Consider the following 13,828-nt stretch of genomic DNA (forward strand, 5'->3'; position numbering starts at 1 on the left):
AGGACAGGACGGAAGATCACCGTACGAAGTAACGTCGCGAACGAACGCGCGCCGGGCGCTCTGCTCACCCGGTCGGGCGACCCCACGGCAGGAAGACCAACGATGAGTGATTCCGGCCTGTTCGCACCGCCGGCCCGCACGGCCCCGGAGCCGGACTACTTCGCCGACCTGCAGCTCGATCAGCTCGTCGACGCCGTCGTGGCCGGCCGGGAGCGACCGGACCTCGTACCGGCCTTCCGTGTCCGACTGACCGACGGTCCGACAATCAGACAACGGCAGGAGGTCGTCGCCGATCTGGCCGACCCGCGCCTGCGGGCCGCGCTGCGCACGTTCTGTGACGACCGCGCCCGCTGCACCCGGCAGTTCGAGCGGGCCGACCGCACCCGGCACCGGCCGCGAGCCCGGCGGACCCGGCTGGCCGCCGTGGTGTCGTACGTCCAAGTCATCAACGACGTCACTGATGCGCTCGCGAACGCGGCGCCGGCCTCGACCGGGCTGCGGGACTGGCTGACCTGGCTCGAGGCGTACCGGGCCGGACCGGACTTCGCCGAGCTGGCCCGGGAGGCGACCGCGCTGCGGGCCGAGCTCGACGAGATCCACTACACCCTGGCCATCTCGGGCGCCGAGGTCACCGCCGCCCCCTTCGCCGGGCAGGACGACCTGAGCGCCGCCGTCCGGGCCACCTTCGACCGGTTCCGCGCCGATGACGTCGAGCCGTACCGGTTCGAGCTGCGGGCCGGGATCGAGATGGAGCAGATGGACGACGCCGTGCTCGACCTGGTCGTGCAGCTGGCGCCCGACGTGTTCGACCGGGTCGGCCGCTTCCTGGACGCCCACCCCACGGTCGAGCCCGCGGTGATCGCCGAGGTCGAGCGCGAGCTGCAGTTCGTCCTGGCCTGGCTCGACTTCATCGCGCCGCTGCAAGCGGCGGGCCTGCCGTTCACCCGCCCCGAGCTGGGCCAGGACGGCCGGCTCGAGGCCCTCGGCACGTTCGACGTCCTGCTCGCGCACAGCCTGGTCGCGGCCGGGCAGCAGCCGGCCACGAACGACGCCGTCCTGGGTGACGGCGAGCGGATGCTGGTCATCACCGGCCCCAACCAGGGCGGCAAGACCACCTTCGCCCGTACGGTCGGTCAGCTCTACCATCTGGCCGCGCTCGGCCTGCCCGTCCCCGGCCGCGCGGTGACCCTGCACGCGCCGGACGCGATCCTGACCCACTTCGAGCGCGGCGACCGGGCCGGCGACCTGACCAGCCGGCTCGAGGACGAGGTGGAGAGGGTGGCCGGACTGCTGACCCGGGTCGGCCCGCGCTCGGTGGTGGTCCTGAACGAGATGTTCAGCTCGACCACCTGGGTCGACGCCCGCACGATGAACACCGACGTGCTGCGGGCCGTTCTGGACGCGGACGCGACGGCCGTGTGTGTCACGTTCATCGACGAGCTGTCCCGGCTCGATCCGCGGATCGTCTCGCTGGTCGCCGACCGGGACTTCCGGGTCGTGCGGGCCCGGGCCGACGGCGAGGCTCATGCGGTCGCGCTCGCCGCGCGGTACGGCCTGACCCGCGGCCAGCTCCGCACTCGGATCGAGGCGCACGCGTGAGGCCGGGACTGCTGTTCGCCGAGCCGCCGGCGCCGGCCCCGCACGCCGAGCAGGTGGCCGCGGATCTCGGGCTGCCGGCTGTGATCGACGCGATGGCCGACGGCGAGGAGCTGATCGCCGAGACGGCCCGGGCCGTGCTGCTGTCGGTTCCGCCGTCACCCGAACAGGTCGCCCGCCGGCAGGGTGTGCTCACCGACTTCCTGAACGAACCCGATTTCGCCCGGGAGCTGTACGACGTCGCCGAGCGGGCTCACCAGGCCGAGCGTGACGCGGGCCGGACCGTCTTCGTCGACACTCCGGAGGCGCTGCTCAAGAAGTCGGTCACGGCGCTGACGGCGTTCGTGCAGCTGCTGCGGGAGCTGCGCCGGGTGACCGAGCGGTATCGGCCCCGCGTCTCGTCGGCCGGGGTGACGCAGTTCTGCACCTTGGTCGGCGAGCAGTTCGACGAGGCGTATCTGGAATCGGCCACGGCCTGCCTCGACCGGCTCGTCGTCCGGGGTGACCTGTTGGTGTCGGCCCGGCTCGGTGCGGCGTTCGTGATGCGCGAACCGCACCGGCAGGCGCGCTCGCTGTTCCGGCGCGGCGGGCGGACCAACCAGCCGAGCGCCACGTACAAGGTGCCGGCCGGGGACGAGGGTGGTCACCGGGCGCTCGGTTCGTTGCGCGATCAGGCCCTGGCCGGGCTGGCCGAGGACACGATCCTGGCCGCGCGGCAGGTGCTGGCGTTCTTCACCGCGCTGCGGGCCGAGAGCGCCTTCTATCGCGGCTGCCTCAACCTGCGCCGGGCTCTCCGCGAGCGCGGCGCGACGGTCGTGCTTCCGGTCGTACGGGAAGGAACTTCGGGGGAATTCAACGCGCGCGGCCTGTACGACCCGGGTCTGCAGTTGCGCCTCGACCACCCGGCCGCCGCCAACGACCTCGACGCCGGCAGCGCCACCCTGATCATGGTCACCGGGGCCAACCGCGGCGGGAAGTCGACCTTTCTGCGCAGTCTCGGCCTGGCCCAGCTGATGGCCGCGGCCGGGATGTTCGTGGCCGCCACAACCTTCACCGCTCCGGCCCGCAGTGGCGTCTTCACCCACTTCGCCCAGGACGAGGACACCACGCGGACCAGCGGCAAGTTCGACGAGGAACTGCGCCGCATGTCGAGGATCGCCGACGCTGTGGCGCCGCACGCGCTGCTGCTGCTCAACGAGTCGTTCCAGTCGACCAACGAGCGCGAGGGGTCGGACATCGCCCGCCACATCCTCGACGCCATGACCGGGGCGGGGGTGACCGTCGTGTTCGTCACCCACCTGCACGCGCTCGCGGACGGCTGTTTCGCCGACCGTGACCGCTTTCCCGCCGTGTTCCTGCGGGCCGACCGCGACCGCTCCTTCCAGCTGCGCGAGGCCCCGCCCGAGGCCTCCAGCCACGGCGCCGACCTGTGGAAACAGCGGATCCGGTAAGTTAGATCGCGGTGTGCCGGGAAGTCTGGTCGGCGATGGCTTTGTCGTGCCTCGCTGAAGGAGCCCCGTGACCGGAACACCCCGCCACCACCTGTTCGGCCGCGGCAGCTGGCCCGAGGTCAGCCGCATCGCCAACATCCTGCGAGCCGAGACCGTCGGGGGCGCGCTCCTGCTGGGTGCGGCCGTCCTCGCGCTGATCTGGGCCAACTCGCCGTGGTCGTCGGGTTATCAGGACCTGCTCGCGATCGAGGTCGGCCCGGCCGCCTGGCATCTCGACCTGACGCTGGCCCAGTGGGCGGCCGACGGGCTGCTGGCGATCTTCTTCTTCGTGGCCGGCCTGGAGCTCAAGCGCGAGTTCGTCGCGGGCGACCTACGGGATCCGCGCCGGGCCGCGCTACCGGTGGCCGCCGCGGTCGGTGGCATGGCCGCACCCGCGCTGATCTACACCGCCGTCAACGCCACGGCCGCGGGCGGGGCCCTGGCCGGCTGGGCCGTGCCGACCGCCACCGACATCGCGTTCGCGCTGGCCGTCCTGGCCGTGATCTCGACCCACCTGCCCTCGGCCCTGCGGACGTTCCTGCTCACCCTGGCCGTGGTCGACGACCTGCTGGCCATCCTGATCATCGCGATCTTCTACACCAGCTCCCTGCAGGTGTTGCCGCTGGTGGCGGCACTCGTACCGCTCGGGTTGTTCGCGGTGCTGGTGCAGCGGCGGGTCCACTCGTGGTGGGTGCTGCTGCCCCTGGCCGCGGCGACGTGGACGCTGGTGCACGCGTCCGGCGTCCACGCCACCGTGGCCGGGGTCCTGCTCGGCTTCATGGTGCCGGTGCTCCGCCGCGACGGCGAGGCCGGCCCGGGCCTCGCCGAGCATTTCGAGCACCGGTGGCGCCCCATTTCGGCCGGGTTCGCCGTGCCGGTCTTCGCCTTCTTCGCCGCCGGGGTGTCGGTGGCCGGGGCGGGCGGGCTCGGCGAGACACTGCGGGACCCGGTCACCATCGGCATCGTGCTCGGCCTGGTCGTCGGCAAATGTGTCGGCGTGCTCGGCACGACCTGGCTGGTGCAGCGGTTCACCCGGGCCACCCTCGGCAACGTCAGCTGGTGGGACGTCCTCGGCGTGGCCCTGCTGGCCGGGATCGGGTTCACCGTGTCGCTGCTGATCGGTGAGCTCGCCTTCGGGGCCGGCAGTGAGAAGGACGAGCACGCCCGCCTCGGCATCCTCATCGGGTCGCTGATCTCGGCGCTGCTGGCCATGGTGGTGCTGCGGGCCCGCAACCGCCACTACAAGCGGATCCGTGAGGAGGAGGAACGCGACAGCGATGCCGACGGCATCCCCGACCCGTGGGACCCCACCCCGTACGGGCCTACTTCTTGAGGCGGCGGCTTCCGGCGTGCCAGTCCTCGACCTTGCCGGTCCCGTCGGTCGTGACGCCGAACGACGGCAGCTGGGGCTGCTCGCGCAGGCTGCGCTTGAGCTCGGCGAACCCCGGGAACCGGGCCAGCCCGACGACGTGGTCCCACAACTCCGCGGCCTGCTCCTCGTCCGGCAGCCGGCTGATCACCGGGCCGAAGAACGCGACCCCGTGCGGCGGCTCGAAGTGCACGATCGGCGTGCCCACGTCCTTGCCGGTCAACGCCAGCGCCTCGTCCGACTCGGCCTGGATCTCGGCGTCCCGCGACGTGTCGTCGAGATGCTCGACCAACGTCGCCGGCAGCCCGGCCTCGGCCAGCGAACTTGCCGCCAGCTCCGGCGTACCCTGCCAGCCCGGCTCGCGGCCCGCGTCGGGCCCGGATTCGAGAATCCGGGCCCCGAATGCGGCGTACAACGGTCCGATCGCCTCGCGACCGTGCTGCTCACGGACGGCCGAGGCCATGCGCAGCAGCCGCAGCCCTGCCGTGTGCTGAGCCTCGTACTCCGGCGGGAAGTGGCTGTCGTAGTCGATGTGCGCGTTGATCAGGCGCAGCGAGATGAACCGCCAGTCGACGCTGTAGTCGCGCTGCCGCTGGACGATCCGGATCCATTTGCTGGTCATCCAGGCGAACGGGCAGATCGGATCGAAGTAGAAGTTGATGTCAGTCATAGTGGAACCCTCTCTCCTCGAGCAGGAAGTACGGCCACCGCCGCAGGTGGTTGATGAGGCGCTCACTCAGCCCGCCACTGCGCAGGAACTGCGCCGTCACCGGCAACTTCGGGCTTTCGTAGGCCGGGTCGGCCCGCACCCGCTCGGGAAAGTTCCGCCGCAGGATGCCGGCCCGCCCGATCAGGACGAAGTCACAGCCCTCGTCGATCATCTGCCCGGCCCGCCGCGCGCTCGTGATTTTCCCACCACCACGCGTACGCCCGCCCGGGCTCGTGGGCGTCGCTGTGGATGCCCAGTTGCCGCTCGTACGCGATGCCGCCGGCCTCGACGGTGGTGGCGCCGGTCTGCACCAGCGCGTAGCCACCGCGGGCGACCTGGCTCATCCAGTCCAGATCGTATTCCGACGCGGAGCCGTCGTGATCACTCTGCTGATTGACCAGCGGGGCCAGCATGAAGCGATTCCTCATCGCCGGGCCGTGCAACAGGGTCAGCGGTTCGAACAGGTCTTGAACTGACATGACGATCAGGCGCCGATCCGGCGGCCGGGCGTGAGCAGCGGGACCAGGTTCAGCACCAGCCCGGCCGCCGCGACCGCGGTGACCGTGATCAGCCCGGGCCGGAAGCTGGTGAAGCTGCCGGTCGCGGTGGCCGTGGCGACCAGCGTGCTGACCACGGCCAGCACCATGGCCGTCCCGACCTGGCCGCTGGTCTGCACGAGCCCCGAGGCGAGCCCTTGCTCGTGGTCGGCGACGCCGTCGGTGGCCTGGGTGATGATGGTGCCGTAACCGAAGGCGAACGCGGCCCCGTTGAGCAGCATCGTCGGCAGCATCTGGACCAGGTAGTGGGGGTCGCTGCCCGCCGTGACCAGGATCCACAGGTAGCTGAGGGTCAGCAGCGCCATCGAGATCGCGATCAGCCGGCCGGTGCCCCACGAACTCACGAGCTTTCCCACGTACGGGGATCCGAACACGACGACCAGGCCGAGCGGCAGGATGGCCAGGGCGACCTTGAGTGGCGACCAGCCCAGAACGTCCTGCAGGTAGAGCGTCATGATGAACTGGAAACTGACGTACGAGCCCATCAGCACGACGAGACTGACGTTGGCCCGCACGATCGATCCCGTACGCAGAATGCCGAGACGCACCAGCGGGTGCCGGACGCGATTCTCGATGACCACGAACGCGGCCAGCAGCGCCGCGGCCGGGATCAGCAGCCCCCAGGTGGTCGTGACCACCGCGTACACGGTGAGCAGCATGCCCGCGGTGAGCGTGACGGCGCCGCCCAGGTCCTGACCGCCCGAGCTCGGGGGCCGGTCGCGGGCGATCAGCAGCATGCCACCGATCAGCGCGGCCAGGGCAAGCGGCACCGGCACCAGGAAGTTCCAGCGCCAGCCGAGGTTGGTCAGCACCCCACCCAGGATCAGGCCGGACGAGAAGCCGCTGGCGCTGAACGCGGTGAAGATGGCCAGCGCCTTGTTGCGGGCCGGGCCCTCGGGGAACGTGGTGGTCAGGATCGACAGGGCGGTCGGCGCGGTGAACGCGGCGGCCAGGCCCATGATGAAGCGGGTGGCGATCAGCAGGCCACCGTCGTCGACCAGGCCGCCGATCAGCGACGCGACGGTGAAGACGGCCACCGCGACCAGGAAGACCCGGCGCCGGCCGAGCAGGTCGGCGGTGCGGCCGCCGAGCAGCAGCAGGCCGCCGAAGCCGAGCACATAGCCGTTGACCACCCACTGCAGCGAGGTCGTGGACAGGCCCAGCTCGGCGCCGATGGACGGCAGGGCCACGCCGATGTTGGAGATGTCGAGCCCGTCGAGGAAGACGACGATGCACAGCACCGCGAGGACTCCCCATAAGCGCGACGACCAGCGGAGCGGGACCGGCGTACCGGTTTCAGTCATTGACATGCCGAGGAAGTTACATGCGTACGCATTGAATGCACACGCATATGAGTCGCACGCAACATTTTCGTGGGCATGGAGTCGGCGAGCTGGGTAGGATGCTGGGCATGGAGGCTGAGACTTGCCTGGTCGACCGGTGGCGGACCCTGTTGTCCAGCTACAACGAGGTCGCGTCGCACCTCGAACGCGCGCTGCAAGAGGCGCACGGGCTCACGCTCAGTGATTTCGAGACGCTCGACCGCCTCTCCGAGGCCATGGAGCGGCCCCGCATGCAAGAGCTGGCCGCGGCGATGTATCTGAGCCAGTCCGCGCTGTCCCGCACCGTGGCCCGCCTCGAGAAGGGCGGCCTGGTCGAGCGCATCCACTGCGTGGCCGACCGCCGCGGCGTCGTGGTCGAGCTCACCGAGGCCGGCCGGCAGCGGCACGGCGAGGCCCGCGCGACCCACCTGGCCGTGCTGGCCGAGCGGATGCGACCGGCCGATCTCCCCCGCCCCGTGACAGGGGAGATCGAAGCGCTGGCCGGCTAGGGCCCTACTACCGGGGTCCAGTCCGTGATGTCCTCGCAGGTGCCGATCGTCATGTTCTCGACCATCCGCACGACGTCGGCCTCGGGTATGGCCTGGCGGTCCTTGACCACGACGGTGATCGCGCACGAGCCGGCGTCGATCATCATCACGCTGCCGTCGCCGACGTTCATCGGACCGGCCTGACCCTCGGCGTACCAGGTCTTGTGCCCGTTGATGGGGCGCATCGGGCGCTGGGCGTAGTCCTCGCCCCAGGCCGTCATGATGCCTTCCATCGACAGCGCGGTGATGGTCAGCGGGGTCTCGTAAGGCAGGTCGAAGAACGGATCGGACTGCGGACCGGGCAGTTGAGCCGGGCCGCCGAACCCGACATGCGCCTCCACCCCGTACTCGGCCACGTCCCGGCTGCTGACGTAGCTGACCGGCAGATCACGCGGCACCCAGCCGAAATGCAGTGGGGTGCGCGCGGTACGGGGGGACGTCAGCCGCACGGCCTCGGCCAGCCGCAAGATGGACGCGCGACTGTTGGCCTCGTAGACGGTCACCCAGACCCCGGACGGGTCCTGCCAGCCCACGGCCGCGCCGACCCGCCACGCCGCACCGGGTCCGCCGTCCGGGCCGGACGACGCCGGCGCGGGCGGGTCCAGCCGATCCACATAGAAGCCCGGCCGGCCCTGCACCGTGACCGGCTCGCCGCGACGCAGCCGGGTCGGGTCGAACGTGCCCGGGTCGTGCGCCGCGACCGTGCCCCCGGCGCCGCCCCCGCCGTTCTTGAGCCCCCGCGCGAGGAGGAACTGCGTCTTGCCCAGCGTGCCGTGGAGCATGGTGAAGTGGATGTCGTCGGGCGCCAGCTCCAACGTGAGCTGGGACGGCTCGCGGTAATAGGTCATCGGCCCGGCCGGGTTCGGCGGCGGCTCGGACGCGAACGACCGCACCACCGACGGCACGCCCACCACCAGGCCCACGGCGACCACGGCCGCGGCGACCGCGCGGATCCGGTTGCGGCGGCGCAGGCGTACGGCCCCGGCCCGGGCCTGCTCGACCAGGCCGCTCGGGTCCGGAGCGAGCCCGGCGCGCTGCTCGAGAGTGCTCTTGAGCTCGTCGAGGCTCGTCACGAGGAAATCCTTTCGCTGGTCGTGGGTTCGTCGAGTTCGACCCGTAACGTGGCCAGGGCCCGGCTGGCGTTACTCCGAACGGTCCCGGTGCGACAGCCGAGCACCTCGGCGATCTCGAGGTCGCTCAGGCTCTCGTAGTACCGCAGCACGATCACCGCCCGCTGCTGCCGCGGCAGTCCCATCAACAGGCGCCACAGGTCGTCGTCAGGCTCGGGCGGCTCTGGCGTCCGCGGCGCCGACGCCCCGTCGACCGTCTCCTGGCCCAGCGGCACCGTCCACACCCGCCGGCGCCGCCGCAACGACAGGAACTCGTTGGTCACCATCCGCCGCACGTAGCCGTACGGATCCTGCACCGACCCGATCCGCCCCCACTTCACGAGCGCCCGGGCCAGCACCTCCTGGACGATGTCCCGGGCCTCCTCGCGGTCGCCGCTGAGCAGCACCGCATATCGCAACAGCGCGTTCAACCGCGCCGCCGCGAACTCCTCGAAGCTCATCCGTCCTCCCCGTCGGTGGGCGCTCCTAGGGTTAGAACGCGATCCTCCCGGAATCTGCTGCACGCTATCGTTCAATATGCAGACCGAACGTTCTATCCGTTAGGATGGCGAGCATGATGCGCGGTGCACCCTCCGAGGCCAGGCAGCGGCTCCTGGGCACGGCGACCCAGATCTTCTACGCCGACGGCATCCACTCGGTCGGCGTCGACCGCATCGTCGCCGAGGCCAAGGTGACCCGGGCCACGTTCTACCGCCACTTCCCCAGCAAGGACGACCTGGTGGTCACCTACCTGCAAGAGGTGCACCAGATGGAGCGGTCCGCCATCACCGCGGCCATCGCCGCCAACACCACCGCCGCCGACTCACTGCTGGCCGTGGCGAACACCATCGCCGGCATGATCCGCCGCCCCGGCTTCCGCGGCTGCGCCTTCCTCAACGCCGCCGCCGAGTTCCCCGACCCCACCCACCCGGTACACCAGCAGATCATCGCCCACCGCCAGTGGTTCCTGGACACGCTGACCACCTTGATGGCCCAGGTCGCCGAGGACTCCTCCGACGCCGCCGCCCGCCACTTCGCCATGCTCCGCGACGGCGCCATGGCCGCCGGCTGCCTCTTCGACCCCGCCCTGGTGACCGAAACCTTCCTCCGCGGCATCGAGGGCCTGGTCCGCATCCACGGCCAGCGCTAGCTACGTGAGTCGCAGGGCCGAAGAATCAGCGTGCGAGTCCATTCCGACTGTCTCTCGACCGTGAGCGTCACCCGGGTTCCCACGTCCGGCGGAGAGCCCTCGTACTCGACCGTCTCATGCCAGTCGCCGAACCTGACGTGGTACTCCCGGTTGCTGGTATAGACGTACTCGACTGTCGCGTCGATACGGGCGCCCACGGGCCGGCGGCGGGTGAGCTCCGCCCATTCCGGACCGGTACACCGCCGGCCGCGGTTGTCCCGATCGCGCATACCGGCATCGAGCGGAAACAACCGCACCTCGTGCCCGCGGTGCTGGAGCACCTCGAAGAAGCCGCTGCGCCCAACGGGCGGCCAAAGCGAGGGCTCCCGGGGCAACTGCAGCACATCCACCCAGCCCGGAACCGGATCGCCGAGGTCGACGGCCAGGCCCGCCCTTCCCAGCCCGACCGGGTAGCCGGCCACCCGGCCTTTGACCCGCGTCCCTCGCGGGAGCCGCCGCCGGACGGCAGTCAGTTCATCCTCAGCCATATCCATACATCATTCCAGACCCACCCGTACGGCTATACGTAATTACGTTATCCTTGGCTCATGGATGAGGCCCGGCTGGCCGCGCTCGAACGACGCGTGGCCGATCTCGAAGAGAAACTCCGGGGCCCGGTGACCGCCGGCGGGGGTCCGGCGAGCCCTGACGCCGACGTGTTCTGGGCGCTCGAAGGGCTTCTGGCGCGGGTCGACGAACCGGGCGCTGTTCTGATCACCGGTGGTGTGACGCTTCCCGATGGACGGGTGGCGCGGTGGCAGGAGGGCGCCGGCACGGCCGAGCTGCTCGACACTGACTGGTCGCAGCACGTCGCCGCGCTCGCTGCCCTCGGCCACCCGGCCCGCATCCGCCTGCTCACCCGGGTGCTGGCCGGCGCCGTCACGGCCCACGACCTGATGGCCGTCGAGGGCATGGGAACCAGCGGTCAGGTCTATCACCACCTGCGCCAGCTGGTCGCGGCCGGCTGGCTGCACACCGTCGGCGGCGGGCGCTACGAGGTTCCCGTCGGCCGGGTCGTGCCGCTGCTCACCACGCTGCTGGCGGGCCGCCGATGAAACGGGCCGTTGCTTCCGCGCAGACCTGGTGGATCCGGCTGTTCGTGCTGGCCGTCGTCGCCTCGACCGTCGTGCCCGCTCCCCGGCTGCTCGAGCTGGGGCTGATCGCCGCGCTGTTCGCACTCGGCCTGGTGCGGCCACCCCGCGCCGATCGGCCGCCCACCGATCTGGCCCCGCCGGTGCGCGGCCGCTGGGTCGTGCTCAACAGCCCCGGCACGGCCGTCCCCAGCCACGGGGTCAAGGCCTACGGGCAGACGTACGCGGTGGACATCCTCCGCCCGTCGCCGGACGCCGCGACCTCGATCGGCTGGTCCTGGCGCACCCGCCGCCCCGAGACGTACCCGTGCTTCGGCGAGCCCGTCCGGGCCATGGCCGCCGGCACGGTCGTCCGGTCGACGGACCGGCAGCGTGACCACCGCAGCCGCGACACCTGGCCGACCCTGATCAGCATGATGACGGTGGAAGCCTTCGCCCGCGAACTGGGCGGAGCGCCCTTCATCCTCGGCAACCACGTGATCGTCGAGCACGACGACGGCACCTTCGCGGCCTACGCCCACCTACGCCACCGGTCCACCCGGGTCCGCCCCGGCGACCGGGTGGCGACCGGGGATCACCTGGGCGATGTCGGCAACACCGGCAACACCTCCGAACCACACCTGCACGTCCAACTCATGGACCGCGCCCGCGTGACTGCGGCCGCCGGCCTCCCGATGCACTGGCCGGACGCGGCCACCGACGAGCAGAAGGATCCACGCTGGAGCACCGGCAAGCCGAAGCCCACCGCGCTGCCCACCTTCCCGCAGAACGGCCAGATCATCCAGGCTTGAGGCCGGCCCCGGTCACAGCGTGACGGCGCGGGCGTTGAGGCTGAACTGGTCGCGGATGCCGGCCAGGAATGTGGCGTCGTCGATTGTGCGGCGGACGCCGAGGACCTTGCCGACGGTGGGGTGGCCACCGCCGACGACGACCTGCTCGGCGCGATCCTGTGGCTGTTGCGTCTGGTCGAGCGGCCGCGCGACTTCGCCGTCCTCTCCCCCGGTCTCGAGCGCGAGATCCACTGGCGGCTGCTCACCGGGCCGCCGGGTGGGCTGGTGCGGCAGGTGGGGCGGGCCGACGAGCGCTTCACGATCGCCCGCCGGGCCGCGCGCTGGCTCGAGGACCACTATGATCGGGCCGTCCGGGCCGACGACCTGGCCCGGCACGTGGGGGTCAGCGTGGCCACGCTCAACCGGCACTTCCGGGCGGCCACCATGATGAGCCCGGTGCAGTACCAGAAGCAGTTGCGCCTGCAGGAGGCCCGGATCCGGCTCGCGGCCGCCCCCGGTGACGTGGCCGGGGTCGGTCACGCGGTCGGCTACGGCGGCATGTCGCAGTTCAGCCGCGAGTACCGCCGCCTGTTCGGCGTGCCCCCGAGCGAGGACGTCAGCGACCGTACGCCTCGAGCAGCCGCAGCCAGACCTCGTTGACCGTGGGGAAGGCGGGGACGGCGTGCCACAGCCGCTCCATCGGCACCTCGCCGACGACGGCGATCGTGGCCGCGTGGATCAGCTCGGCCACGTCCGGCCCGACCAGGGTGAAACCGACGATCACGCGACGGTCCTCGTCGACCACCATCCGGGCCTGACCCTGGTAGCCCTCGGCGTGCAGCACCGAACCGGCGACCGCGCCCAGATCAAAATCGATCACCCGCGTACGCAACCCCGCCTGCTCGGCCGCGGCCGCGGTCAGCCCGACCGACGCCACCTCGGGGTCGGTGAACACGACCTGCGGCACCGCCCGCTCGTCGGCCGTCACCGCGTGCCGCCCCCACGGACCGGTCTCGGTCTTCTCCCCCTGGGCCCGGGCCACGATCGCGTCGCCCAGCGCGCGGGCCTGGTACTTGCCCTGGTGGGTCAGCAGCACCCGCCGGTTCACGTCGCCCGCGGCGTACAGCCAGTCGCCGGCGCCCTCGACCCGCAGCGCGTCGTCGACCGTGAGCCAGGAGCCCGGCTTCAGGCCGATGGCGTCGAGGCCGATGTCCTGCGTGTTGGGCGTACGCCCGATGGCGACCAGAAGTTCGTCGGCCTCGACGGTGTCGCCGTCGGCCAGCGTGAGGTGCACGGTCCCGGACTCGTCGCGCGTCACCGACACGGCCTCGGCCCCGACCCGTACGTCCACACCGGACTCCCGCAGGGCCTGGGTCACCCGCTCACCGGCGAAAGGCTCGGCCTGGTGCAGGACGCCGTCGCGGGCCAGCATGGTGACTTCGGCGCCGAGGCTCGAATAGGCGGTAGCCATCTCCGAAGCGACGACGCCACCGCCGATGACAGCCAGCCGGCGGGGAACCGCGCTCGCCGCGGCCGCCTCCCGGCTCGTCCACGGCTCAGCCTCACGCAGACCCTCGATGTCGGGGACGAGCGCGCCGGAGCCGGTCGCGACGACCACCGCGTGCCGCGCGGTCAGGGTTGTCCCGGCCACCTCGACGACGCGCTCCGAGACGATCCGGCCCTGACCCCGGTACAGCTTGATCCCAGCCGATTCCAGCCAGGCGACCTGACCGTCATCCTTCCAGTTCGAGGCGAACGAATCCCGGCGGGCGAGCACAGCCGCCGCATCAAGATTTCCCGTGACCGCCTCGCGGGCCCCGGCGACGTTCCGGGCCGCTCGCAGAGCCCCGGCGCTGCGCAGCAACGCTTTGGTCGGCATGCAGGCCCAGTAGGAACACTCACCCCCGACCAGCTCCCGCTCGACAATGGCCGCCGTGAGGCCACCATGCACCAGCCGATCGGCGATGTTCTCCCCCACCGGCCCGGCCCCGATCACAACAACGTCGTACGTGGTTTCGCGCATGTCAGTGCCCTCTCGCATTGTCTCCAGCGCCGCAGCCGCACCGTCCGCGGCGTCA

General features: G+C 71.2%; 16 protein-coding genes. 8 read left to right on the forward strand and 8 right to left on the reverse strand.

The window, feature by feature from the left end:
* Positions 1-102 precede the first annotated feature (102 nt).
* The 3 genes from M1L60_RS24865 (at position 103) to nhaA (ending at position 4,419) form a co-directional block, all read left to right on the forward strand.
* Entirely contained in the window at positions 103-1,599 is a 1,497-nt protein-coding gene (locus M1L60_RS24865) for a MutS-related protein (protein WP_253239909.1), read from the forward strand.
* Entirely contained in the window at positions 1,596-3,047 is a 1,452-nt protein-coding gene (locus tag M1L60_RS47935) for a MutS-related protein (protein ID WP_253239910.1), read from the forward strand. The genes M1L60_RS24865 and M1L60_RS47935 overlap by 4 nt, the downstream gene beginning before the upstream one ends.
* A 67-nt stretch (positions 3,048-3,114) precedes the next feature.
* Entirely contained in the window at positions 3,115-4,419 is a 1,305-nt protein-coding gene (nhaA, locus tag M1L60_RS24875) for a Na+/H+ antiporter NhaA (RefSeq protein ID WP_253239911.1), read from the forward strand.
* Here the strand turns inward: nhaA and M1L60_RS24880 are convergent.
* Genes M1L60_RS24880 through M1L60_RS24895 form a run of 4 tightly spaced genes read right to left on the reverse strand, consistent with a single transcriptional unit; the run spans position 4,409 to position 7,031 of the window.
* Positions 4,409-5,125, reverse strand: a complete 717-nt coding sequence (locus M1L60_RS24880; RefSeq protein WP_253239912.1) for a mycothiol-dependent nitroreductase Rv2466c family protein — start codon at positions 5,123-5,125, stop codon at positions 4,409-4,411. The two genes, nhaA and M1L60_RS24880, sit on opposite strands and share 11 nt — an antisense overlap.
* Positions 5,118-5,336 (reverse strand): hypothetical protein, encoded by a 219-nt coding sequence (locus M1L60_RS24885; RefSeq protein WP_253239913.1) that lies wholly within the window; start codon positions 5,334-5,336, stop codon positions 5,118-5,120. Before M1L60_RS24885 ends, M1L60_RS24880 begins: the two co-directional genes overlap by 8 nt.
* Positions 5,317-5,643 (reverse strand): oxidoreductase, encoded by a 327-nt coding sequence (locus tag M1L60_RS24890; protein ID WP_253239914.1) that lies wholly within the window; start codon positions 5,641-5,643, stop codon positions 5,317-5,319. The genes M1L60_RS24885 and M1L60_RS24890 overlap by 20 nt, the downstream gene beginning before the upstream one ends.
* 5 nt (positions 5,644-5,648) lie before the next feature.
* Complete coding sequence (locus M1L60_RS24895) at positions 5,649-7,031, reverse strand: MFS transporter (protein WP_253239915.1); 1,383 nt, start codon at positions 7,029-7,031, stop codon at positions 5,649-5,651.
* A gap of 101 nt (positions 7,032-7,132) precedes the next feature.
* Between M1L60_RS24895 and M1L60_RS24900 the strand changes: the two genes are divergently transcribed.
* Entirely contained in the window at positions 7,133-7,552 is a 420-nt protein-coding gene (locus M1L60_RS24900) for a MarR family winged helix-turn-helix transcriptional regulator (RefSeq protein ID WP_253239916.1), read from the forward strand.
* Here the strand turns inward: M1L60_RS24900 and M1L60_RS24905 are convergent.
* Positions 7,549-8,664 carry a hypothetical protein gene (locus tag M1L60_RS24905; protein WP_253239917.1) on the reverse strand — a complete coding sequence of 372 codons (1,116 nt, stop codon included), beginning with the start codon at positions 8,662-8,664 and terminating at the stop codon, positions 7,549-7,551. The genes M1L60_RS24900 and M1L60_RS24905 overlap by 4 nt on opposite strands.
* Entirely contained in the window at positions 8,661-9,161 is a 501-nt protein-coding gene (locus M1L60_RS24910) for a SigE family RNA polymerase sigma factor (RefSeq protein ID WP_253239918.1), read from the reverse strand. Before M1L60_RS24910 ends, M1L60_RS24905 begins: the two co-directional genes overlap by 4 nt.
* 113 nt (positions 9,162-9,274) lie before the next feature.
* On the opposite strand from M1L60_RS24910, the gene M1L60_RS24915 reads away from it, so the two are divergent.
* The gene (locus tag M1L60_RS24915; RefSeq protein ID WP_253239919.1) at positions 9,275-9,850 is read left to right on the forward strand and encodes a TetR/AcrR family transcriptional regulator; all 576 of its coding nucleotides are present in this window, start codon (positions 9,275-9,277) and stop codon (positions 9,848-9,850) included.
* Here the strand turns inward: M1L60_RS24915 and M1L60_RS24920 are convergent.
* Positions 9,847-10,383, reverse strand: a complete 537-nt coding sequence (locus M1L60_RS24920) for a hypothetical protein (RefSeq protein ID WP_253239920.1) — start codon at positions 10,381-10,383, stop codon at positions 9,847-9,849. The genes M1L60_RS24915 and M1L60_RS24920 overlap by 4 nt on opposite strands.
* A gap of 54 nt (positions 10,384-10,437) precedes the next feature.
* Between M1L60_RS24920 and M1L60_RS24925 the strand changes: the two genes are divergently transcribed.
* The 3 genes from M1L60_RS24925 to M1L60_RS24935 all read left to right on the forward strand — a co-directional run bounded on the left by M1L60_RS24925 (position 10,438) and on the right by M1L60_RS24935 (position 12,410).
* Positions 10,438-10,944 carry an ArsR/SmtB family transcription factor gene (locus M1L60_RS24925; protein WP_253239921.1) on the forward strand — a complete coding sequence of 169 codons (507 nt, stop codon included), beginning with the start codon at positions 10,438-10,440 and terminating at the stop codon, positions 10,942-10,944.
* Complete coding sequence (locus tag M1L60_RS24930; protein WP_253239922.1) at positions 10,941-11,771, forward strand: M23 family metallopeptidase; 831 nt, start codon at positions 10,941-10,943, stop codon at positions 11,769-11,771. The genes M1L60_RS24925 and M1L60_RS24930 overlap by 4 nt, the downstream gene beginning before the upstream one ends.
* Positions 11,772-11,891: 120 nt before the next feature.
* Positions 11,892-12,410: a helix-turn-helix domain-containing protein gene (locus M1L60_RS24935; protein WP_253239923.1), complete on the forward strand. Its 519-nt coding sequence runs from the start codon at positions 11,892-11,894 to the stop codon at positions 12,408-12,410.
* On the opposite strand, the gene M1L60_RS24940 is transcribed toward M1L60_RS24935, so the two are convergent.
* The gene (locus M1L60_RS24940; protein ID WP_253239924.1) at positions 12,367-13,773 is read right to left on the reverse strand and encodes a dihydrolipoyl dehydrogenase family protein; all 1,407 of its coding nucleotides are present in this window, start codon (positions 13,771-13,773) and stop codon (positions 12,367-12,369) included. The two genes, M1L60_RS24935 and M1L60_RS24940, sit on opposite strands and share 44 nt — an antisense overlap.
* Between the last annotated feature and the right edge of the window lie 55 nt (positions 13,774-13,828).

It is taken from the genome of Paractinoplanes aksuensis, from assembly GCF_024137025.1.
Lineage (GTDB): Bacteria > Actinomycetota > Actinomycetes > Mycobacteriales > Micromonosporaceae > Actinoplanes > Actinoplanes aksuensis.